The organism is Streptomyces lydicamycinicus (genome assembly GCF_000829715.2).
In the GTDB taxonomy this organism is placed as follows: Bacteria; Actinomycetota; Actinomycetes; order Streptomycetales; family Streptomycetaceae; genus Streptomyces; species Streptomyces lydicamycinicus.
In genome coordinates, this window is sequence record NZ_BBNO01000007.1 from 568394 (window position 1) to 590786 (window position 22393).

General features: G+C 72.0%; 20 protein-coding genes. 8 read left to right on the forward strand and 12 right to left on the reverse strand.

Annotation, left to right across the window (positions count from 1 at the left end; translation table 11 throughout):
- The first annotated feature begins 140 nt into the window (after positions 1-140).
- Positions 141-1352, forward strand: coding sequence for a glycosyltransferase (locus tag TU31_RS25015; protein WP_042158917.1), 1212 nt, complete (start codon positions 141-143; stop codon positions 1350-1352).
- A 37-nt stretch (positions 1353-1389) separates the two neighbouring features.
- Here TU31_RS25015 and TU31_RS25020 read toward each other — a convergent pair whose 3' ends face one another.
- The 3 genes from TU31_RS25020 to gmd are packed head-to-tail and all read right to left on the reverse strand — an operon-like array spanning position 1390 to position 4057.
- Positions 1390-2514, reverse strand: a complete 1125-nt coding sequence (locus TU31_RS25020; RefSeq protein WP_042158406.1) for a glycosyltransferase — start codon at positions 2512-2514, stop codon at positions 1390-1392.
- On the reverse strand, positions 2511-3047 hold the full coding sequence (locus TU31_RS25025) for a DapH/DapD/GlmU-related protein (RefSeq protein ID WP_042158408.1): 537 nt from the start codon (positions 3045-3047) through the stop codon (positions 2511-2513). The genes TU31_RS25020 and TU31_RS25025 overlap by 4 nt, the downstream gene beginning before the upstream one ends.
- Complete coding sequence (gene gmd, locus TU31_RS25030) at positions 3044-4057, reverse strand: GDP-mannose 4,6-dehydratase (protein ID WP_042158410.1); 1014 nt, start codon at positions 4055-4057, stop codon at positions 3044-3046. Before gmd ends, TU31_RS25025 begins: the two co-directional genes overlap by 4 nt.
- A 178-nt stretch (positions 4058-4235) precedes the next feature.
- Here gmd and TU31_RS25035 point away from each other — a divergent pair, with 178 nt between their 5' ends.
- Positions 4236-5180 carry a GDP-L-fucose synthase family protein gene (locus TU31_RS25035; RefSeq protein ID WP_042158412.1) on the forward strand — a complete coding sequence of 315 codons (945 nt, stop codon included), beginning with the start codon at positions 4236-4238 and terminating at the stop codon, positions 5178-5180.
- A gap of 70 nt (positions 5181-5250) precedes the next feature.
- On the opposite strand, the gene TU31_RS25040 is transcribed toward TU31_RS25035, so the two are convergent.
- Positions 5251-6570: a sugar transferase gene (locus TU31_RS25040; protein ID WP_042158918.1), complete on the reverse strand. Its 1320-nt coding sequence runs from the start codon at positions 6568-6570 to the stop codon at positions 5251-5253.
- A gap of 466 nt (positions 6571-7036) precedes the next feature.
- Here TU31_RS25040 and TU31_RS25045 point away from each other — a divergent pair, with 466 nt between their 5' ends.
- Together TU31_RS25045 and TU31_RS25050 are read left to right on the forward strand one after the other, a co-directional pair.
- The gene (locus TU31_RS25045; protein WP_042158414.1) at positions 7037-7714 is read left to right on the forward strand and encodes an AIM24 family protein; all 678 of its coding nucleotides are present in this window, start codon (positions 7037-7039) and stop codon (positions 7712-7714) included.
- A gap of 50 nt (positions 7715-7764) precedes the next feature.
- The gene (locus TU31_RS25050) at positions 7765-8499 is read left to right on the forward strand and encodes a ribonuclease H family protein (protein WP_042158417.1); all 735 of its coding nucleotides are present in this window, start codon (positions 7765-7767) and stop codon (positions 8497-8499) included.
- A gap of 73 nt (positions 8500-8572) precedes the next feature.
- Here TU31_RS25050 and TU31_RS25055 read toward each other — a convergent pair whose 3' ends face one another.
- Positions 8573-9808 carry a GDSL-type esterase/lipase family protein gene (locus tag TU31_RS25055; RefSeq protein WP_042158419.1) on the reverse strand — a complete coding sequence of 412 codons (1236 nt, stop codon included), beginning with the start codon at positions 9806-9808 and terminating at the stop codon, positions 8573-8575.
- A gap of 92 nt (positions 9809-9900) precedes the next feature.
- Here TU31_RS25055 and TU31_RS25060 point away from each other — a divergent pair, with 92 nt between their 5' ends.
- Complete coding sequence (locus TU31_RS25060; RefSeq protein WP_042158919.1) at positions 9901-10872, forward strand: NAD-dependent epimerase/dehydratase family protein; 972 nt, start codon at positions 9901-9903, stop codon at positions 10870-10872.
- Between the two features lie 46 nt (positions 10873-10918).
- Here TU31_RS25060 and TU31_RS25065 read toward each other — a convergent pair whose 3' ends face one another.
- Entirely contained in the window at positions 10919-13114 is a 2196-nt protein-coding gene (locus tag TU31_RS25065; RefSeq protein ID WP_107070741.1) for an FUSC family protein, read from the reverse strand.
- A 468-nt stretch (positions 13115-13582) separates the two neighbouring features.
- On the opposite strand from TU31_RS25065, the gene TU31_RS25070 reads away from it, so the two are divergent.
- Positions 13583-14119 carry a DUF4232 domain-containing protein gene (locus tag TU31_RS25070; protein WP_078885938.1) on the forward strand — a complete coding sequence of 179 codons (537 nt, stop codon included), beginning with the start codon at positions 13583-13585 and terminating at the stop codon, positions 14117-14119.
- A gap of 87 nt (positions 14120-14206) precedes the next feature.
- On the opposite strand, the gene TU31_RS25075 is transcribed toward TU31_RS25070, so the two are convergent.
- From TU31_RS25075 to TU31_RS25100, 6 genes are all read right to left on the reverse strand, one after another.
- On the reverse strand, positions 14207-15163 hold the full coding sequence (locus TU31_RS25075; protein WP_042158422.1) for an NAD-dependent epimerase/dehydratase family protein: 957 nt from the start codon (positions 15161-15163) through the stop codon (positions 14207-14209).
- A 300-nt stretch (positions 15164-15463) separates the two neighbouring features.
- Entirely contained in the window at positions 15464-16051 is a 588-nt protein-coding gene (locus tag TU31_RS25080) for a hypothetical protein (RefSeq protein ID WP_042158423.1), read from the reverse strand.
- Positions 16052-16278: 227 nt separating this feature from the next.
- On the reverse strand, positions 16279-16950 hold the full coding sequence (locus tag TU31_RS25085) for a response regulator (protein ID WP_042158425.1): 672 nt from the start codon (positions 16948-16950) through the stop codon (positions 16279-16281).
- Positions 16947-18317 (reverse strand): sensor histidine kinase, encoded by a 1371-nt coding sequence (locus TU31_RS25090; RefSeq protein WP_042158427.1) that lies wholly within the window; start codon positions 18315-18317, stop codon positions 16947-16949. Before TU31_RS25090 ends, TU31_RS25085 begins: the two co-directional genes overlap by 4 nt.
- 1 nt (position 18318) lies before the next feature.
- Positions 18319-19479, reverse strand: coding sequence for an acyltransferase family protein (locus TU31_RS25095; protein WP_042158429.1), 1161 nt, complete (start codon positions 19477-19479; stop codon positions 18319-18321).
- On the reverse strand, positions 19472-20440 hold the full coding sequence (locus TU31_RS25100; protein ID WP_042158431.1) for an alpha/beta hydrolase: 969 nt from the start codon (positions 20438-20440) through the stop codon (positions 19472-19474). The genes TU31_RS25095 and TU31_RS25100 overlap by 8 nt, the downstream gene beginning before the upstream one ends.
- Positions 20441-20575: 135 nt before the next feature.
- Between TU31_RS25100 and TU31_RS25105 the strand changes: the two genes are divergently transcribed.
- Both TU31_RS25105 and TU31_RS25110 read left to right on the forward strand, forming a co-directional pair.
- Positions 20576-21337 carry an MFS transporter gene (locus tag TU31_RS25105; RefSeq protein WP_052719039.1) on the forward strand — a complete coding sequence of 254 codons (762 nt, stop codon included), beginning with the start codon at positions 20576-20578 and terminating at the stop codon, positions 21335-21337.
- A 207-nt stretch (positions 21338-21544) separates the two neighbouring features.
- Positions 21545-22174 (forward strand): dihydrofolate reductase family protein, encoded by a 630-nt coding sequence (locus TU31_RS25110; RefSeq protein ID WP_042158434.1) that lies wholly within the window; start codon positions 21545-21547, stop codon positions 22172-22174.
- Positions 22175-22393 lie beyond the last annotated feature (219 nt).

Here is a 22393-nt window from a genome sequence, read left to right on the forward strand (position 1 = left end):
ACATCAGGAAAACAAGGTCGCCTTCGGGACACAATCGCAACGCAATTCACAGCCCGCGGGCCCCGGCAGCCTCCTACGATGACCGCACATCCAGAGGGGGGCCATTCGTGGAAGACTCGTTCGCGGGCCGGTGCGTGCTCGTGGTCTCGACCAACTACGCACCCGAACACACCGGCATAGGGCCGTACTCGACCCAGATCGCCGAGCACCTGGCCGCATCCGGCGCCGACACCCATGTCCTGGCGGGCATGCCGCACTATCCCGCCTGGCGGGTCGCGGACGGCTACCGCGGCCGATGGCGCGTCCGGGAACGCCGCGGCGGGGTGACCGTGCACCGCCGGCGGCACACCGTTCCGCCGCACCAGACCGCCCTGCGCCGGGCCCTGTTCGAGGCGAGCATCCTGGCCCACAGCGCCCTGACACCACCACGTATCCGACCCGACGTGGTGCTCACCCAGATGCCGAGCCTGGCCGGGGGAGTACTCGGCGGGCGGCTGGCACGGCAGGCCGGCGTACCGCACGTCGTGGTCGTCCAGGACCTGATGGGGGCCGCCGCCGAGCAGAGCGGCATCCAGGGCGGGGGCCGGGCCGCTGCCCTGGCCGGGGCGGTGGAGGCGCGGGTGCTGCGCCAGGCGGCCGTCGTCGGCGTGGTGCACGAATCGTTCGTGGACCGGGTCACGGCGATGGGCGTGCCGCGTGCACGGGTGCATGTGGTGCCCAACTGGACCCATGTGCGGGGTCCGAGCGGCGACCGGGACCGCACCCGGGCGCGGCTGGACTGGTCCGCCGGGGAGACCGTGGTGCTGCACGCCGGCAACATGGGCCTCAAACAGGGGCTGGAGGTACTGGTCGAGGCCGCGCGGCTCGCCGGTCAGGAGGCCGCGCCCGTGCGCTTCGTGCTCATGGGAGACGGCAACCAGCGGGCGCAGCTGGAACGGCTCGCCGCGGATGTCCCCGCGCTGTCCTTCCTGCCGCCCGCCGACGCCGAGGACTTCCCCGAGGTGCTGGCCGCCGCCGATGTGCTCGCGGTGACCCAGAAGGCCTCGGTATTGGACATGAGCCTGCCGTCCAAGCTGACCTCGTACTTCATGACCGGCCGGCCGGTCATCGCCTCGGTGGCCGCCGAAGGGGGCACCGCCCAGGAGGTCCTGCGCTCGGGCGCCGGGACGGTGCTCGCCCCGGAGGACCCGAAGGCGCTCCTCGCGGAGGTCCGGGCGCTCGCCGACGATCCCGGGCGGGCGGCGCGGCTGGGAGCCCGGGGCCCGCAGTACGTCGAGCAACGGCTCAGCAGCCGGGCCGGTCTGGAGCGGATCACCGAACTGCTGCGGATCGCGCGGGCCGCCGGACGGTAGCCGCAGGCGGCGGGGGCGCCGGCCCCCGCCGCCCCGGTCATCGTGCGCCGGGCCGGGTGAGGGACCCGTACCACCCCTCCAGCCGGTCGGCCACGGCCGCCAGCGAGAACTCCGCCTCCACGGCCGCCCGGCCGGCCCGGATGACGCGCTCCCGCAGCGGACGGTCCTCCAGGAGCCGCAGCACCGCATCCGCCAACTGCTCCGGCGAACCGTCGGTCACCACGGCGGCCTCGCGCCGCCGGAGCGTACCGGCGATCCCGCAGCTGCCGGTGCAGACCACCGGGGTGCCCACCGCCAGGGACTCCAGCACACTCATCGGGAACGGCTCGTCGACGCTCGGCAGCACATACACGGTGGCCCGCGCCGTCCGCCGCACCGCGGCGTCATGGTCGAGGGCCCCGCCGTACGTCACGACCTCGCCCAGCCCCTCCTCGGCGATCAGCCGCCGCACCTCCGCCAGCCGCCCCTCGTCCGAACCGTGCAGGGTGAAGGACACCTCGGGCCGTTTGCGGTGCACCAGCGCCGCCATCCGTACGAAGGCCTCCGGGCGCTTGCGGCTCTGTAGCCGTGCGAGGAAGAGCACATCGGTGTCGCTGCGCTCGCCGTCGGCCGGGCGGGAGCGGACCCCGTTGGGGAGTCTGACCAGCCGCGGTCCGCGCGGGCCCAGCACCTTCCGCAGCCCGGTCTCCTCGTCGTCGGTGAGCACCAGGGCCGCGGCCGCCCGCCGCAGCAGTGGGACATACACCCGGTCGAAGAGCCGGGCCACCGCCGAGCCCCGGGGCTGGACCATGCCATGGGTCTGCACGAGGAAGGGCCGGCGGCGCACCACGGCCACCGCGAGCGCGGCCAGGGACACCAGGTCCCGCCCGGCGTGCAGATGCACTGCGTCGGCCCGGCCCACCCGCCGCCAGAGCGTGGGCAGCAGCCCCGGGTGGAACAGGCCCAGGAAACCCTGCCCCGGCACCAGCGTGCGCGCGGTCCGGGCGCGCAGCGGCACCCCGTCCACCGACCGCGGGGGCGCGCTCCGGCCCCGCCACAGCGAGACCAGCTCCACCTCGTGTCCCCGTGCGGCCAGTTCGCCCAGCTGCCCGGTGGCCACGCTCACCGGACCGCCGTAGGCCCCGTCGTCGCTGACCAGCGTCACCACATGGGTGATCCTCATACGGCACCTCCGGTGGTGTGCACGGCCCCCGGCGGCACATCGCGGTGGGCGACCACGCCGGCCCCGACCACCGCATCGGCTCCGACGGTGACGCCGCGCAGCACCATGGCCCGGGCGGCCACCCAGGAACCGGGCTCCAGCCGGATCGCTGCGTTGTCGAACTCGAAGGTGGGCGACCGGCGTTGGTGGCTTCCGGTGCACAGCACGGCGCCCTGGGACACGCAGACATCATGGCCGATACTGATCGGCTCCAGGTTGATCAGCCAGGAGTCCTCGCCCACCCAGACGTCATCGCCGACCGTCAGCTTCCACGGCCACTGCACCCGTACCCGGTGCCGGATGAGCACCCGTTCGCCGACCCGGGCGCCGAAGAGCCGCAGCAGCGCGGGCCGCAGCCGCGGCGGGAACCACCACTTCATGAACAGGACATTGAGCACGACGAACCAGGCGACCTGGGTCAGCAGTCCCCGGCCCTTGTCATAGCCGGCGCCGGTGAAGCCGCGCAGCCGGCGGTCGGTGGCGGTGACCGTCATCGGTCCACCCGCACCCGGTGACCGGAGAGCTCGTCCGCCAGCTGCCGGACGTCCGACTCGACCATGATCCGGGCGAGTTCGTCGAACTGCACCTTCGCCGACCAGTCCAGCCGGCTCTTGGCCTTGGACGCGTCACCGATGAGCGCGTCCACTTCGGAGGGCCGTTCGTACTTCGGGTCGAAGCGCACACTGCGCTCCCAGTCCAGCCCCACCGCGTCGAAGGCGGCCTGGAGGAAGTCCCGTACGGTCGCGGCCACTCCGGTCGCCACCACATAGTCGTCGGGTTCGTCCTGCTGGAGCATCAGCCACATGGCCTCGACGTACTCCGGGGCGTAACCCCAGTCGCGGACGGCGTCGAGGTTGCCGAGGTAGAGGTGCTCCTGTAGGCCCGCCTGTATGCGGGCCACCGCGCGGGTGATCTTACGGGTCACGAAGGTCTCGCCGCGCCGCGGGCTCTCGTGGTTGAAGAGGATCCCGTTGACCCCGAACAAGCCGTATGCCTCGCGGTAGTTGACCGTGGACCAGTACGCCATGACCTTGGCGCAGCCGTAGGGGCTGCGCGGGTGGAAGGGCGTCGCCTCGTTCTGCGGCGGCGGGGTGGCGCCGAACATCTCGGAGGACGAGGCCTGGTAGAGCTTGGTCTGCACGCCGCTGGCGCGGATGGCCTCCAGTAGCCGTACGGCGCCCAGCCCGGTCACATCGCCGGTGTACAGCGGAGCGTCGAAGGACACCCGGACATGGGACTGGGCCCCGAGGTTGTAGACCTCGTCGGGCTGCACATCGCGCAGCAGATTCACCAGGGCCACCCCGTCCGACAGATCGACGTGGTGCAGCAGCAGCCGCCGGTCGGGGGTGTGCGGGTCCTGGTAGATGTGGTCGATGCGCTCGGTGTTGAAGCTCGATGAGCGTCTCATCAGCCCGTGTACCTCATAGCCCTTGCTCAACAGCAATTCGGCCAGATACGAGCCGTCCTGACCGGTGATTCCGGTGATGACCGCGGTTTTCGGCATGGCTTCCCCCCACGAGAAGTGATGTGCATCGGTTCTGACTTGCTGGATTACCCACGCGCCGGCGGACCGCGGGGCGTGGACGCTACCCGCTCCGCCGCCGCCGGTCGAGAGCGAGGAGCGGTAGATATTTCCTGAAATAGCCGGTGGGCGTATCGGGTTGACTGGCACAATCCGGCCCATGGATGACTTGCTGCCCACACCCGCCCGTGTCTTCGTCGCGGGCCACCGAGGCCTGGTGGGATCCGCCGTGGCCCGGCGGCTGTCCGCGCAGGGCTATGACGTGCTGACCCGTACCCGCGCGGAGCTCGACCTGCGGGACGCCGGGGCCACCGAGGCGTATCTGCGCTCGGCGCGGCCCGACGCCGTCGTCCTGGCGGCCGCCAAGGTCGGCGGAATCATGGCCAACAGCACCTACCCCGTGCAGTTCCTGGAGGACAATCTGAGCATCCAGCTCAGCGTCATCGCAGGAGCGCACCGGGTCGGGGTGCGCCGGCTGCTGTTCCTCGGATCGAGCTGTATCTACCCCAAGCACGCCGCCCAGCCGATCACCGAAGACGCCCTGCTGAGCGGGCCGTTGGAGCCAACGAACGAGGCCTACGCGATAGCCAAGATCGCCGGTCTCGTCCAGATCCGCTCCTACCGCCGGCAATACGGTGCCTCCTTCATCTCCGCCATGCCGACGAACCTCTACGGGCCGGGCGACAACTTCGACCTGGAGACCTCGCACGTCCTGCCCGCGCTCATCCGCCGCTTCCACGAGGCGAAGGAACAAGGGCTGCCGGAACTCACCCTCTGGGGCACCGGCACCCCGCTGCGCGAGTTCCTGCACGTCGACGACCTGGCCGCCGCCTGCGAGGTGCTGCTGCGCCGCTATGACGGCGACGACACGGTCAACGTCGGCTGCGGCAGTGACCTGACCATCGCCGACCTGGCCGCCTGTGTCGCCGACGCGGTCGGGTACGAGGGCCGGATCGCCTTCGACCCGTCCCGCCCCGACGGCACCCCGCGCAAGCTGCTCGACATCAGCAGGATGCGGGCCCTGGGCTGGACGCCCACCATCCCGCTGGCCGAGGGCATTGCCCGGACCTACCAGGCCTGGCGGGCGGAGCCGGCCGCGGTGTGACCGCCCTTGATCCGTACCGTGCACCCGGCGCCCGCCTCTCGGCGAGGCGCCGGACACACACCGTGGCGCGCTAGTACGCACCGCGCCCGTCCACGACGGCCCGCACGGTACGGACCAGCACATTGATGTCGCGGACGTAGGACCAGTTGTCCACATAGCTCAGATCCAGCGCGACGGTCTCGTCCCAGGAGAGATCGGACCGCCCGCTGACCTGCCACAGCCCGGTCAGCCCCGGCTTGACGGACAACCGGCGGAGCTCGGTCCCGTTGTACCGCTCCACCTCTTCGGGCAGCGGGGGCCGCGGGCCGACCAACGACATGGGGCCGGTCAGGACGTTGAACAACTGGGGCAGTTCGTCCAGGGAGAAGCGGCGCAGCAGCCGCCCCACCGGCGTCACCCGCGGATCCCGCCGGATCTTGAACATCGCCCCGTCGTGCTCGTTCGACGTCTCCAGCGCGGCCCGCATCCGGTCGGCGGTGACCACCATCGTGCGGAACTTCCACATCCGGAACGGTCGCAAATCCTGGCCGACCCGGATCTGCCAGTAGAAGACCGGCCCGGCGGAGGAGAGCCTTATCGCCGCCGCCACCAAGGCGAACACCGGGGAGAGCAGCGCCAGCAGCAGCAGTGCCCCCAGCCGGTCCGTGACCTGCTTCAGCAGAACCGGCATCCCGCGCCGCGCCGCGGGGTCTATATGCATCACCGTCAGGCCCGCCGCCTTCGCGAGCCGGACCCGGTGCTGCGAAACATCGATCAGGCCCGGCAGTATGGCCAGATTTCGACCCCCGTCGTGCAGGGCCCAGGCCAGCCGCCGTATTCGCCCCGCGGACAGCCGGCGGCCCGGCGCCACGAAGACGAGATCGGCGTCGAGGTCGGCGGCGCACCGGAGCACGGTCTCGCCGTCCAGCGCCGCTTCGGGCGCGCTCCCGTCCGACGCGAGCCGGGCCGGGACCGGCACCGCCGAGTCGGTGGCCTCCTCGCCGACGAGACAGCTGCCGACCACGACATATTCATGATCGGTACGGTGTGCCAGCTCCGCGAGCACCACATCGACGGTGCCCGCCTCGCCGACGATCAGCACCCGGCGCAGCGCCTGCGCACGGCGTCTGGCGGCCACCAGATACCGGTGCACCAGCCGGCGCCGGGCGACGCCCAGCGCCAGGCACGGCAACAGGGCGAGTATGCAGATCTTGAGCGAGACCTCGACCCGCGCCACGACGCAGACGACGGCCAGTACGCCCAGCATGGTCAGCCAGTCCCGTAAGACCGCAAGTGCAGTGTCGTCACCGGCGGGCTCCTCCCGGCTGTAACGATTCTTCGATGCGCCCACGGCCAGCCATGAGGCGCCGGCCAGCACCGCGGTGAGCAGCGGCTGGGGCTGCTGTGTCATGGCACAGAGCAGCCCCACCGGCAGCAGGGCACCCACGGCATCGACGGCCGGCGCCAGCTGCCGCAGCCGGCGCTCCGTCGGCCTGTGCCTGCTTTTGTCGTCGCGTTCCGGTACGCGGTCCAACTTGGCTGTCCCGGCAGGTGAATCGATCACCCTTGCTCCGGCAGCTTCGAACAACCCCATGGCCCCCCACTTGGTCGTCCCCTTCACTTCCGGCGCGGCTGGAGCCCCCCGGCCCCACAACCGCCCCCGTGTCGGACGTGACGCTAGAGCACGCTGCGCCCGACTGCTGTGGTTTACCTATTTTGAGTGTTCTTGTGTCCGATTGTTTACAACGGGACGAGCGCGTGATCCGGTCTCGGCCAATGTGCCGGGGGTGGCACGGGGCCGTGGCCCGGAGTGCTCCGATACCCGGCTCCCCGACGTTTCCGGTGCGCCCAGCAGACCCCCGGCTAGCATTCCGGCCATGAACAGTGACCTTTTCGCCTCGGAGAACATGGCCGCACCGGCCACCGCGCCCGGGATGACGCAGCAGAACGCCAAATCCCTCAAGTATGCGCTGGACGGCGAGTGTTATGCCCGGCAGGGCGCGATGATCGCCTACCGCGGCGAGCTGCAATTCGAGAAGCAGGGGCAGGGCATCGGCAAGTTCCTCAAGCGGGCGGTCACCGGTGAGGGGCTGGCGCTGATGGCCGTGCGGGGCCGCGGCGAGGTGTGGTTCGCGCACGAGGCCGCCAACTGCTTCATCATCGACCTCGCCCCGGGCGACGGCATCACCGTCAATGGCCGGAACGTGCTGTGCTTCGACCCGTCCCTCTCCTACGAGATCAAGGTCGTCAAGGGTGCCGGCATGGTCGGTGGCGGGCTCTTCAACTCCGTCTTCAGCGGCCAGGGCAAGCTCGGTGTGATGTGTGAGGGCAACCCCATCGTCATACCCGTCTCCCCGCAGTCCCCGGTCTTCGTCGACACCGATGCCGTGGTCGGCTGGAGCAGCGCACTCCAGACCACGCTGCACCGGTCGCAGAGCCTCGGCTCGATGCTCCGGGGCGGCTCCGGGGAGGCCGTCCAACTCCGCCTCGACGGCGAGGGATTCGTGATCGTACGGCCCAGTGAACTCCGCCCGGAGAAGGAATCCGGCAACTGATCCGGATCAGCCCCGCGCCGGCGGCTTCGCGCGCCGCGCCGCTGCCTGGCATGATCGCGCGCATGGCTGAACGCGTGATCGCCGCCTGTGACGGCGCTTCGAAAGGAAACCCCGGGCCCGCCGGCTGGGCCTGGGTCATCGCCGACGGTGCCGGAACCGTCGTCCGGTGGGAGGCCGGGCCGCTGGGCACCGCGACCAACAACGTCGCGGAACTCACGGCCCTGGAACGTCTGCTGACAGCCACCGATCCGGCCGTCCCGATCGAGATCCGGATGGACTCCCAGTACGCGATGAAGGCCGTCACCACCTGGCTGCCCGGCTGGAAGCGCAAGGGGTGGAAGACGGCCGCGGGCAAGCCGGTCGCCAATCAGGAACTGGTCGCCGGCATCGACGCGCTGCTCACGGACCGCTCCGTGGAGTTCCGCTATGTCCCCGCGCACCAGGTGGACGGCGACCCGCTCAACGACTTCGCCGACCGGGCGGCGAGCCAGGCGGCGACCGTCCAGGAGGCCGCCGGCAGCGCACTCGGCTCCCCGGAACCGCCGTCCGCCCCCGACACCGTGCGGCCCGCCGGCACCCGTCGACGGGCCTCCGGTCCGGCGGCGAGGACCGCCTCCGCACCGCAGCGGCGCACCTCGGGAAAGACGCGGACCCTGAACGCCAAATTCCCCGGCCGCTGCCGCTGCGGGCGCTCCTACGCGGCGGGCGAGCCCATCGCCAAGAACCCCGACGGCTGGGGCCACCCCACCTGCCGCTCCGGGGCGGGGGACGACACGGCCGGCTGAGCCTTGGGAGGGCGCGGGAACTGCGCGACCGGCCACGATGCCGCCGCAGACGAAGCGCCCTCTCCCGGCACCTTCAGCGGAGCGCCTGGGCACACCCGGCGCCGAACGGCCCCTCGGCGCCGAAGGCCAGCGCGGCGAAGCGCTCGCCGATGCGGCGGTGGGTGGCGGCGTCCGGGTGGAGCTGGTCGGGCAGCGGCAGTTCGGCGAAGTCCGCCTCGCCGTAGAGGTCGCGGCCGTCGAGATGGTGCAGGTTCGGGTCGTCGGCCGCCCGCTGCTTCACCACGCGGGTCAGTTCGTCCCGGATGACGTTGAGTGTCAGCTTGCCCATGGCCCGTTCCGCGGGGTCGCCCGCGGCCTTGAACTGGAGCTTGCCCTCGCTGAGGTTGCTGAAGTCCGGGGCGGTGGGGCCGGGCGTGTCCTCGTGGATGGGGCACAGGAGGGGGGAGACGAGCAGCAGCGGAGTGGTGGGGTGGCCCTCGCGGACGGTGTCGAGGAAGCCGTGGACCGCCGGGCCGAAGGCACGCAGCCGCATCAGGTCGGCGTTGACCAGATTGATGCCGATCTTGATGCTGATCAGGTCCGCGGGGGTGTCCCGCAGGGCGCGGGCGGTGAACGGGTCGAGCAGGGCGCTGCCGCTCAGGCCCAGGTTGGTCAGTTCCACGCCGCCGAGGGTGGCGGCCAGCGCCGGCCAGGTGGTGCTGGGGCTCGCGGCGTCGGAGCCGTGACTGATCGAACTGCCGTGGTGCAGCCACCTCTTGCGGCCTCCCTCCGGGAGGGGCTCGACGGGGGCATCGGTGCGCAGCGCGATCAGCTCGGTGATCTCGTTGTGCGGCAGCCAGATCTCGACGTCCTTGACGCGGTCGGGGAGACCGGTGAACCGGACGGTGCCGGCCGGGCCGGGCTGGATTTCCGCGGTCCCGGTGGTCATGTCCACCAGGGAGACATTGCCGCCGGTCACACTGTCCTGCCCGGTGAGCTGCCCGTCGACGAAGAGGTCGTAGACGCCGTCCGGGCGGGGCGGGGCGCCCTCGTAGGCGTTCTTGGTGCGCAGCGCGTCCAGTTCGACGGCGGTGGCCCGGGTGCGGAACACCAGGCGTACCCCCGAGGGCTGGGCCTCCGCCATGGCCAGCAGTCCGTCAGCGCACTGGGCGCGGGCCCGGGCGGGCAGCCGGTGCGGCAGCACCCCGTGCGCGGTGTGCTCCAGATCGAGCGCACCGCGCAGGAGATCCGCGGTAACGGGCGTGCTGATCCAGCCAGTTGCCGGGGGCGTGGCGGCCGGGTGAGGGGCGGAGGCAGACTCAGAGCTCATGATCCCAGCGTGTCAACCGGATACCGGATGCGCACATGATTTTCCGGCCCCTTGCCCGCGCCGGGACGCCATGGTCGGTAGCGTCGGGAACCATGCGGATTCTGGTACTGGGCGGGACATTATTCGTGGGCCGCGCCATTGTGGACGAGGCGCTGCGCACCGGCGCCGAGGTGACGTTGTTCGGCCGGGGAAAGACCGGGACGGAGCTGTTCCCCGGGGTGCCCCGGCTCCTCGGTGACCGGGACACCGGCGACTACCGGGCCCTGCGCGAGGGCAGTTGGGACGCGGTCGTGGATGTCAGCGGCTATGTGCCGCGCCATGTGGGGCAGGCGATGGACGCGCTGGGGGACCGGGCCGGGCGGTATCTGTTCGTCTCCAGCCATGCGGTGTACGAGCGCGAGGGGGTGGGGCCGGGGTCGACCGAGGACACCCCGCGCCGTCCGCCCGTGCGGGACACCGAGGAGCTCAGCGAGGACACCTACGGCCCGCTCAAGGTGGCCTGCGAGGACGATGTGGTGGCCCGGTACGGCGCAGGGGCGACGCTCGTGCGGCCGGGAAGGGTGGCCGGGCCGTACGACCCGGCGGACGCCGTCCCGTACTGGGTACGCCGGGCCGCCCGCGGCGGACGGGTGGCACTGCCCGCCGACCCCGGACAGCCGGTGCAGCTCATCGACTCGCGGGACCTGGCCCGTCTGGTGGTGCGGTTGCTCGTTGACGCGCGTCCCGGCGCGTTCCACGCGGTGGGGCCGGAGGAGCCGACCACTCTCGGCGGGCTCATCGAGACCTGTGCGCGGCTGGCGGGCGCCGAGACCGAGATCGTTCCGGTGTCGCCCGCCGGACGGCCGCCGATGTTCCCGCTCGTCCGGCCGCAGTGGACGACACAGCAGCGCAGTCCGGCGCGCGCCCGGGCGGCGGGGCTGCCCGCGACTCCGCTGGAGGTGACCCTGGCCGACGTTCTGGCCTGGGACCGGGAGCGCGGTGAGCCGCCGCTGCGCGCCGGTTACTCCCCCGAGGAGGAGCGGGCGGTGCTCGCGCGGCACGATGCCGAGGCCGTCGGCGGATGACTGGCACGGGCCCCGGGGAGCCCGCCGGTCACGGACCGGCCTCCGCTCAGCCGGCCTTGCTCCCCTTGCTCGCCTTGGGGCCGGCCACCGGCACATCGAGCGGTCGGGCGAGACCCACCACACCCTCGTCGAGCCGCTGGAGATGCCGCAGCACGCGGAAGGTGACCGTGCCCGACTGAAGCGCCCCCGCGCCGGCCGCTTCCAGCATCGCGGCGATGCTGAAACCGGAATCGACCTCGCCCTCGGTGCTCTCCTCCAGCACCCGGGCGACGAGGAGATCGATGTTCTGGCCGATGCGCCGGCCGGCCCGGGCGAGCCGTGGGTCGGCCGCGATGGTCTTGCTGTACGGCACGAGTTCCGCCGTCGCCGCCAGGGAACGGGCGTGATAGGCGCAGGTCTCCAGGAGCGCCACCAGATAGCGAGCGGTCCGGCGGCGGCCGCGCAGCGGGGTGATCGGGTGGGTCAACGGCTGGGTGGAGGCACGCAGCTCGTCCAGCGCGGTGTCCAGATCGCGTGCCATGCCCAGCAGGTCGACGGCGGGCCCGCCGCTGAGCTGCTCCACCGCGGCGGACACCACGTCCCGCAGCCGGACCAGCACCGTGCCCAGCAGCTCGTCCGTGCGGCGGTCCGTGTGCACCGGCAGCACCAGGACGGCGGCGATGATCCCGCACGCGGCGCCCAGCGCGGTCTCCTCGATGCGCAGCACCAGCACGTCGAGGCTGTAGGTGTTGAGCAGGGTGTAGAGCAGCCCGAGCATCGCGGTGGTGAAGAAGGACATCAGCGCGTACGACAACGGCGCGGTGAACCACATCCCGAAGATGCAGAGCAGCACCAGGGCGAACGCGGTCCAGGTGTGGTTGCCGACCAGCCCGGCCAGTGCGACACCGGCCACCACGCCGAGGACCGTGCCGACCAGCCGGCGATAGCCCTTCACCAGGATCTCGCCCGTGGACGCGGTGTTGAGGAAGACCACCCAGCAGGTCAGCACCGCCCAGTACCAGCGCTGGCTGGACAGGAACTCACCGCCGATGATGGCCAGCGTCGAGCCCACCGCGACCTGGAACGCGGCCCGGGTGGTGGGCCGTTCGAGCCCGGTGCGGTCGTCCGCCGGCTCCTCGGTCTCGTCGGCCCCGACGATCGAGAGGTCCTCGGCGTCGAACTCCTCACGCGAGCGTGTGGTGGCCGGGGAGTCGTCCGACTCGTCCTGCGGCCCGTCCAGCGCCAGCCGCAGACCCAGGACGGCGCGCGCGGCCTCGCCGAGCCCGCGGAAGACGTCCTGGACGGCGGCCGAGGCACGCGGCAGATCGTCCTCTTCACGGTAGCCGAGCAGCCGGTTGCGGACGAGGGCCAGTGCGGTGCCGCGGTCGTCGGGCGCGCGCCGGGCGACCAGCAGCAGCAATGCGCGCAGATCCCGGCGCAGGATGGCGAGCGCTTCCTCCTCGGTCCCCAGCCGGGTGGCCGTGGCCGGCACGGGGGCGTGCGGCAGATGCATGGTGATGGTGTCCGCGCGCTCGGCACTGCGGGCATTGAGGATCAGCATCCCCAGTCGTTCCGCGGCGATCTCGGCGTCCGCGACGCGGCGTTCCACCAGCCCCGCCGTGGCCGCGTCCCGGGTGCCCTCCTCCAGGTGCCCCTGGATCATCAGGGCCGCTTCGTGCAGCCGGGCGGTGTGCCGCCGCAGGTCGTCGAGGACCCCGTCGAGGTCATCGGGACCGGCGTCCAGAAGCTCCATCTGGGTCGCCATCAGCTGGGCGAGACGGGCCCGGAAGGCCTCGCGCAGCCGCGGCAGGGTGCGGGTGGGGGTTTCCGGGACGACGGCGAACCGTACGACCGCGCTGCATACGAAGGCGATGCCCAGCGTCAGACACAGCTCGGGCAGGGCCGGGCCGGTGGCGTGCACGAACAGCGAGACGAAGTAGACCTGAAAGCCGATCAGTCCGAGCGCGGTGCCACGGTCACCGAACCGCCGGCAGTAGACGGCGCCGAAGATCAGCAGGACGAAGAACAGATCGCCGGCGATGACCAGGGTGTGCAGCAGCGCCCCCAGCGACATCGCGGTGAGCGCGACGGGCAGGCCCAGTGCGAGGGTGACCGCCTGGCCGCGCACCTCCTTCTCCTTGATCGCGAAGGTGGACACCATGGCGGTCATGGCGCCCGCGACCATCAGCGTGACGCCGGTGTCCAGCAGCGCCAGGACGACGAGGGTGAGCACGATCGCCCCGACCGTGCGCAGCCCTGCCATCAGCCGCAAGAGACCTGGGTCGGATGCCGCGAAGCGGTCCCAGCTGTGCGTCCCAGTCCGCCGTATCGCTGCCAGCACGCTGCCGTACACTCCCCATTTTTGCCATGATCCGCAGTGCACCAGCATCGCACGCCTGCTCGGACCGGCTTCCGCCGCACTGCCCTCGGCAGCGCCGCGGCCCCGCTGTTCCCCCAACTCCCGGCATTACACGTGTTCTTCGTATGACGCACATAAGTAGTTCTCCGCTTATTCCAGCCTTATCGGGTGTTAGTGAGGCGTTAGTCGATCATCAGTGGGGGCGCTCAGGGTGGGTGGTGCGTAAACGAACGAGAACGCACCGACTGTCCTTGAGGCCTGGTTCATGCGCTCCCGGCCCCTTCGCGGGGGTGCGGGGCGGAGCCGGGCGGGCGGGTCGGACGCGTTCCACCGAGGTTCTCCGGGCACCGGAGAAGAGGGAGTTGATGACTGATGACGATGCGTGGTCTGCGCACCGCCGCCACCGTCGCCGCCGCCGTCGCGCTGTTCGCCGGCGCGAGCGCCGGGATGGCCTCCGCGGCGGGATCGGGCGCGTCGGCGGCCGGTGCGTGCCAGCCGGGGACGCTGAAGGTCACGACCACCGACGCGGGTTCCGGCCAGGCCGGAATGAACCACGAGGGCACCTATCTGAAGGTGACCAACACCGGAAACAGCACGTGCGGGATAAGCGGCTACGCGGGGCTGGCGCTGGAGGGCGCCGGACACACGGCCATCAAGACCACCGCGCACCACGGTGACACCTACTTCGCCAAGGACCCGGGCGCGCACCAGGTCACCCTGAAGCCGGGTAAGAGCGCCTACGCGGACCTGGTCTGGACGCACGCCGGTCCGTCGTCCGCACAGGCCAAGTACCTCCAGGTCTCGCCGACGGGGAGCAACGCGCACAGCGTCGTGGGCTTCGACAAGGCGGTCGACGGTGCCGCGCTGTCGGTGACCGCCTGGTCGGCGACGCCCCCGAGCGCTTCCTGACCCGTACCGGCAGACCGAGGGCCGACGCACGGTGCGTCGGCCCTCGGTGTCTGCGTGCCGCGCCCGGCCTCCGGTCGCGCGGCCGGGTCAGCTCCGGGAACCGGCCAGCAGTGCGCGGTACCACTCGACGGTGGCGTCCAGGGTCGCGTCCAGCGGTGTCGGGCGGACGCCGAAGGTCCGCTCGAAGGCCGTCGAGTCCACGATCTGCGGCTCGGTGTGCTGATAGAACATCTCCGCGTACTCGCCCATGAACTCCGCGTCGAACGGCCCGAAGGGGCGGGGTTCGGTGAGGACCACCCGCTGGAGCGGGTGGCCCACCCGCTCCTCGATCATCGCGTGGATCTCGCGGGTGGTGACGGCGGGCGCGGTGGGCAGGTGCCAGACCCGGCCGTCGCCTTCCGGGCGGGTGCCGAGCGTGGCGAGTCCGGCCGCCACGTCCCGGATGTCGGTGTAGCTGTGCGGCAGATCGATGTCGCCCAGGCCGAGGATCTCGCCACCGCCCAGTGCGGCCGGGAAGACCGCTCCGCCGAGCGTCGAGTTGAGCACCCCGGGACCGACGAAGTCGGCCGACCGGCCGAGGACGACACGGGCCCGCCCCGCCCGGTGGGCGTCGAGATAGCGCTCGTCCAGCTGTGCCCGCATCCGTCCCTTGCGGCTCGTCGCCCGCCACGGGGTGTCCTCCGTCATCACCTCACCCCGGGTCGGCCCGTACGGGTACAGCGTGTCCAGGACGACCAGCCGGGCCCCCGTGGCCTCGGCGGCGGCCAGCACCGCGCACTGGATCCGCGGCATCACCTCGACCTGGCGGTGATAGGGGACGTTCACGCAGTGGTAGATGACGGCGGCGCCCGCGACGGCGGCCAGCGCCCCGTCGGCCGTGCTCACATCTGCGGCGAAAGGCTGGACGCCCTCGCCGGTGTTCTCCGGCGCCGAGCGGCTGACCAGTCGTACGGCGTGACCGCGGCGCACGAGCTCCCCGGCGAGCGTGGTGCCGGCGGGGCCGGCGCCCAGGACGACGTGCAGCGGTTCCGAGGCGGCAGACATGGCGATTCCTTCTCTCCGGGCCGAGGGGCCGAAAGGCGGGGGAGTGGCGAGCGGACCGAGTGGTGCTTCGTTCCGCCTTCTTTCGTCTGTTAGAGACTGTAACTCTTGCGAGTATCCATGGCAATCGCTTTGTTGGCCAGGATCGGAAATGGCCACTCACGCTTCCGGGGCGATCTGCTGAGCGAACTGATCCGGGACGCCTATGACGAGATGGCGCAGGCCACGCTGGGGCCGGGCGCGCCCCCGGCGGGCCTGGCCACCGGGCGCCGCGCGCGTCGGCGCCCGGTGGGCGGTGGTGGATCACTGCTGGGCGGACTCGCGCGGCGGCATCCAGTGGTGAACCTTGAAGTCGCCCTTCTCCAGGGTCTCGAACGGGGCCGAGCCCAGGCACTTGCCGACGCTGTTCTTCGGCACGCCGTCCATCGCCCAGCTGTAGCCCAGCCGGTCCTTCTTGCCGCTGTCCAGGACGGTGAAGCCGAACCGCTTGCCCCGGAGGTCCCCGATCTCCGGCATGCCCGGTGCGTTCGTGAAGTGCGACTCGGTCACCACGCCGGTGGCGACGGCCACCGGGCCGCCGGTCACCAGGCAGTCGATCCGGCCCTTGAAGTGGCCGCCCCAGGTCTTGCCGAAGTGGTGGCTGACGTAGAAGGTGCCGCGCGCCTTGTCGGCGAAGCCACGGGCGTCGATGCGGAAGTGGACGTTGTCGCCGGGCTGTCGGGCGAGCTTGACGGAGCCCGTCAGTGACGGTGCGTCGGTGGTGTGCCGGGCGGCCCGCACCTCGGGCCCGGCCGCAGTGGCCGTTTCGGCGGTGCCCAGGGGCAGCACGAGCGCCGTGCAGACGGCGAGGGCTGTGCCGGCCATGAGGAACGGGCGGCGAATTCGGGGCATGGCATCCTCCTGCGGATGAGAGCGGCACCGGACTCGGTGCGGCAGGGCGTCGATTCCCCGCTGATCACCACGGTCCCGTCCGCCGCGCCGCCGGGCATCGCTCCACAGGCGGGTGCCGCTCCGCCTCGCGGCGGAGTGGGAAGGAGTACCCAGGGCCGATGCCGGCACGGGGCCACCTGCCGCATCGGCCGGTTCCCCGTCCATCCGCATCGCGCCACTCGGGCCGCTCAATACCCGGTCGGGCGGACCACTCCCGTCTCATACGCGAAGACGGCGGCCTGAGTCCGGTCCCGCAGGCCCAACTTGCCCAGGATCCGGCCCACATGGCTCTTCACGGTCTGTTCCGCCAGTACCAGCCGCTCCGCGATCTCGCCGTTCGTCAGGCCCTGGGCGATCAGGGACAGGACCTCGGTCTCGCGTTCCGTGAGGTCGCCGACGCGCTCCTTGAGCGGGGCCCGCGGTGAGCTGGTGACCCGGGAGAACTCGGCGATGAGCCGCTTGGTGAGGTTCGGGGCGAGCAGCGCGTCACCGGCCGCCACCACCCGTACGGCCTGGGCGAGTTCATCCGCCGAGGCATCCTTCAGCAGGAATCCGGAGGCGCCCGCGCGCAGCGCCTCGTACACATACTCATCGAGGTCGAAGGTGGTCAGGACGAGGACCTTGACGGTGGCCCCGGCCGGCGCGGTGAGGCGACGGGTCGCTTCGATACCGCCGAGCCGGGGCATCCGGACGTCCATCAGGACGACGTCCGGGGCGAGCCGGTCGACCTGGGCGAGGGCGTCGAGGCCGTCGACGGCCTGGCCGATGACCTCGATATCGGGTTCGGCGTTGAGCAGCACCGTGAAGCCCTGACGGACCATCATCTGGTCGTCGGCGATCAGCACGCGGATGGTCGTCATGGGGCGGGCTCACGGGGGTCGGCAGGCTGCGCGGCCTGGGTGGGCAGAATCGCGGTCACTTCGTAACCGCCGTCGGGGGTGGGGCCGGTGGCGAGTTCGCCGCCGAGCATGGCGGTGCGCTCATGCATCCCCAGCAGGCCGTGGCCGGCGCCCGGCGAGGGCGGGGCGGGCCGGTCCGGCGCGGTGTTGGCGACCCGGATGGTGAGACCGCCGGACCGGTACCCGAGGGCCACCCGCACCTTCGCGCCGGGCGCATGCCGGAGCGCGTTGCTGAGCGCCTCCTGGACGATACGGAACGCCGACAGCTCGACTCCCGGGGACAGCGGGCGCACCTCACCGGTGATCTCGGTGGTGACCCTGAGCCCGGCTCCCCGCACCGTGCCGACCAGTTCGTCCAGCCGGCCGAGAGTGGGCTGCGGGGTGTGCCGCACGCCGTCCGCCAGGGCTTCCTCCGAGCGCAGCACGCCCAGCACCCGCCGGAGTTCGGTCAGCGCCTCGACGGCGCTCCCGCGGATGCCCGCGAGGTTCTCCTTGAGCTCGTCGGTGGGGTCCTTGACCAGGTGCGGGGCGACCTGGGCCTGGATGGATATCACCGACATGTGGTGGGCGACCACGTCGTGCAGTTCGCGGGCGATCCGGTTGCGCTCCTCCAGCAGGGTGCGCCGGGCCCGCTCCCCGGCGGTGAGCACCTCCTGCTCGACGAGCTGGGTACGGGCCACCCGGCGGCCGCGCAGCGAAGTGCCCACCACCACCGCGAGCGTGAAGGTCACGACGTCCTGGACGACCGTCACGTCCTGGGCGGAGGTCTGGAGGACCGGAGCGGCCGCACCCGGCAGGGTCGGCTCCGGTGCCGGCGTCACGAAGACCAGGGCGGCCACCGCCGCCAGGAGCGAGAACCCCAGCGCCTCGGCCGCGATGCGGGGGCGGACCCGCAGCGCGAGAAGGAACAGCACCAGGGCGTGCAGCGAGATGCCCGGGATGCTCCAGGACCACAGCGGGGCGTGGCTGACCTTGAGCGAACCGACGTTCCTGGCCAGGAAGAGCGCGATCGTCGACAGCCACCAGGCGGGCACCGGACGGGACAGCGCGAGGACCACGGCACCTGATTGGAGCGCCGCGAGCACCAGGACGGACGTCATCACGGCCGGCCCGAAATCCCCTTCACCCTGCACCGCGTTGAGCCAGCCCATGAGCACCGCGGCCAGCACCACATGGGCGTGCGGCAGCCGGCCCAGCCAGCGCAACCGGGGCAGTGGATCGCGAGCCACCGTCCACAGATCCGCGCGCAGGGTATGCGGAATCCCCCGCACGGCCGCCCACAGCCGCGGCCCCCTGCTCTTCCAACCCCCCTGGCTCACACGGTGCATCCTAAGCACGCCGCACCGCCCTGGCCTCAGCGGGACGCCCCGCCCGGACCACCGTGGCGCCGCGCCGCCGCCCCTGTTCGTACGTGCGGAACGCGGCCCAGCACACCATCAGCGCGAGCGCGAACACCGGCAGCCAGACCAGCCGGGCGAGGACCCAGCCGGCGCCGTCGGGCAGGGTGTGCAGACCGGGCAGGAACCCACCGGTGAGCAGACCGACCGCGGTGACCGCCATCATCGCGGTCTGATGCCACAGGAAGAGCGTCATCGCCGAGAGGTTCAGCAGCGCCACCGCCGCCCGGACGGCGGGGCGTTGGAGCAGCCGCCGCAGCGGGCCGAGCAGCAGCAGGGCCGCCCCGCACTGGGCGAGACCGAAGGTGACCGCCGCGAGAGTGGGCGGGTTGAGGTTGGAGATGCCGGCGCCGGGCACCCCGACCATGGCGGCCGGGTAACCGGCCCACAGGACGAGTCCTGCGGTGGTCGCGGCGCCGCCGAGCAGCAGCACCCAAGCCGTCGCCCGGCCCCGCAGCCCGCCCCGGGCCCAGGCCGCGCCCAGGCAGTACGGCACCAGCCAGCCGGCCGCCACATTGGTCCAGCCGAGCCAGGCCGGGCCGCCGAGCCCGAACCGGATCAGATCGATGTGCAGGACGACGGCGAGTGGCCACAGCGGATGCAGCCGGGCGACCAGCGGAGTCGCCGCCGTCAGCGCGGCGAACACCAGCAGGAACCAGAGCGGGGACAGCGCCAGTTTGCCGAGTGTCCAGACGGTGTCCAGACCGGCCCCGGCGACGAGCAGCGCGCCCGCCACCACGCTCCAGACGGCCAGCATGGCCACCACGGGCCGGAACAGCCGAGCCGTCCGGGCGCCGAGCCACCGGCGGTAGGTTCCGCCCCGGGCACGGGTGGCGGCATGGCTCGTCGCCGCCATCTGACCGCCCACCAGAAAGAAGACCGCCAGGGTCTGGAGAAGCCAGGAGACCGGGGTGAGGTAGGGCAGCTGATGGAGGGGGCTGACGACCCGCACGGTGCCGCTGTCGGCGACCAGGGCGGTCACCAGCCAGTGGCCGAGCATCACCCCGAGAATGGCGAGCGCACGCAGCGCGTCGACGCCGCGGTCACGGTCGGCCGGTGTCGCGGCGGCGATCCGCCGGATGAGCTCACGCATCGCTTCTCTCCTCGGAAGGGGCCTGGCCGGACACGATCCGGGCGAGGTTCCGCAGGGACACGGAGCCGGGCTTGAGGTAGTCGCTGTGGCCTCCCGGGCCTGCCGCGAAGACCCGGGCACCGAACTCGGGCGTGACCGGGTCGGCGCCCAACCCGAGCGTGCCGAAGGGAAGTTGCAGCTGCCCGTGCGGCACATCGGCGATCCAGTCGTCGTCGCCCCGGCCGGCCCACACGGTCGCCGGGGTGTGCAGCGCGGAGACGTTTTCGACGCCCGCGCCGGGGCTGCCGAACAGCACCAGGTCCGCGACGTTCAGCCCTGACGCGGCCCGGCCGCAGACCACGGCTCCGTACGAATGGCAGAGCACCGAGAGCCGGGCCGTGGGACGCAGCTTCGCCACGGCGCCGACGAAGGCGCGGAGTCCGGGAGCGGCCTCCGCCGCGCGGCCGGGGGTGAGCACATCGGGACTCACCGTGCTCGGCGTCCGGTACCCCACCCAGGCGAGCACGGCGGATCGGCCGCCCAACTCCCGCTGGAGCGCCAGCGCACCGGACCGCAGACGTGCGTACCTGTCGAGGTGGGTGTCCGACCCCGGCACCAGTACGGCGATCCGCTCGGCCCGTGCCAGGTCGCCGAAGACCTCGGTGGTGCGGCCTCCGTTGCGGCCGTCGAAGAACAGGAACTGCCGAGCAGGGCCGGCCATCCCGCGCAGCGCCTCGGCCCGCGCCCGGTCGCCGTGGCCCTCGGCCATCCGCTCCGCCGCACGGATGCCCGCACGGTTGACGGCGTAGCGCTCGGCGAGCGCGCCGGGTGTGGCGGACCGCAGCGGAGCGAGGGCCTTGGGGGCGGGTGCCGGGACGGCCGCGGGGCGGGCCGCACCCGACACGGGCACCACCACCGAGGTGACGACGAAAGCGGCGAGCAGAGTGCGCAGCGGACGGCTGCCGCGCGGGCGGGACGCCATGATGACTGGTCCTTCCGTACCGGAAGCCGGTCGTGGCTTCCGGTACCGAAGCTATGGAGCAGGGCACTTGGTCGACGTCCCGCCGGGGAGCGTACTTCCGTCGTAGCTCTCAGGTATCAGGGGTAGGGGGCATCGGTGGGCGGCGTGATCCACCACGCCCGGCGCGGACCGGCCGCCGGCACGGTCGACGCGCCGGGCCGGCCGCCGGCTCCGCTTCTCGCGGTCTGTGCGGGCTACTTCATGGTCATCCTGGACGTGACCGTCATCAACGTCGCGGTTCCGGTGGTGGGACGGGACCTGTCCGCCTCGCTCACCGGGATCCAGTGGATCACCGACGGCTACACCCTGGTCTTCGCCGGTCTGCTGCTCACCGGTGGCGCGCTGGGGGGCCGGCCGGCCCAGTGCGCGCTGATCGCCACGGTCGCCCTGCTCACCACCGTCCTCAACGAGGCCGGACGACGGGGCTGGGCCGACCCGCTGATCCTCACCGGAGCCGGTCTGTGTCTGCTGTCGGCCGTCGCGTTCGTCCTGCGCGAGCGCCTGGCCCGGACCCCCGTGCTGCCCCTGCGGCTGCTGTGCTCCCGTCCGATGAGCGGGGCCGCGGCCATCGGGCTCCTCTTCAACTTCGCCTTCTACGGCATGATCTTCACCGCCAGCCTCTCCTTCCAGCACCACCGCGGCCTGAGCGCGCTGCGCACCGGGCTCGCCCTCTTCCCGGCGGTGGCCATGACCATGTTCGCCTCCGTCCTGTCCGGGCGGCTGGCCCGCCGTACCGGCCACCGACCGCTCGTGGTCACCGGCATGCTCCTGGGCGGCCGCCGGCCCGGATCCGGACTACGGCCGGCTTCCCGGCCGGGCTGCGGACGAGCATGGCCATCGGCGCCGCTGCGTATCTGATGGCTGCCGCGCTCGCGTTCTTCTGCGTCCCGCCGAAGGGGCACCGCCAGGCCGCCGGCTGACGGGCGGCGCGCCGCGACGTACGGACTGCGGCGATATGTCGTGGTATGTAGCCAGGGCCGGCCGGTCGCGCGGCGAGCGATGAGTTCTCGCCGGCCCGGGAGTCCACCCCTGTACCGGCAGATTCCGCACCCGAAGGGCAGCACCATGAGCACACTGATCGTCACCGCGTTCATCACCCTGGACGGCGTCATGCAGGCCCCCGGCGGCCCGGACGAGGACGTCGACGCGGGCTTCGCGCACGGCGGCTGGCAGGTCCCGTATGTCGACGACGACTTCATGGATCTCATGACCGGGGTCTTCGAGCGCACCGCCGACCATCTCCTGCTCGGCCGGAAGACCTACGACATCTTCGCCACCTACTGGCCCCGCGTCACCGACCCGGACAACCCGATCGCCGTGAAGCTCAACAGCATGCCCAAGTACGTCGCCTCGCGCACCCTGACCAGCCTGGAGTGGAACAACTCCCAGCTGCTCGCGGGCGACGCCGCGGAGGCGGTCGCACGGCTCAAGGGGCAGCTCGACGGGGTGCTCATGACGCAGGGCAGCAGCGACCTCATCCGCACCCTCCAGCAGCACGACCTCGTCGACGAGTACCGGCTGCTGATCAACCCGGTGATCCTCGGCACCGGCAAGCGGCTGTTCGCCGAGGGCGCCGCCCCCACCGCCTGGCGGCTCACGGAATCCCGCACCACCGGCACGGGCGTCCAGTACTGCGTCTACCAACGGGCCGGGAAGCCCGAGTACGGCACCTTCGAGCTCGACGAGCAGGACTGAGGACACGGCCGGGCTCCCGGCTCCCGCGCGCCGGCCGGCCCGGCTGCCGCCGTTGGTGTCAGAGGGGGGCGGCGCCTTGCGTGGTGTGTGGAGTGCGGGGGCGGGGGAGGGCAGGGTCGGCGTGGGCACCGGTCCGGTGTCCGGCCGGAGGTCTCCGGACCCCGCCGGCCGGCGGGCCGCGCGGCCGGAACGCCCCGGGCCGACGGCCGCACCCGGCCG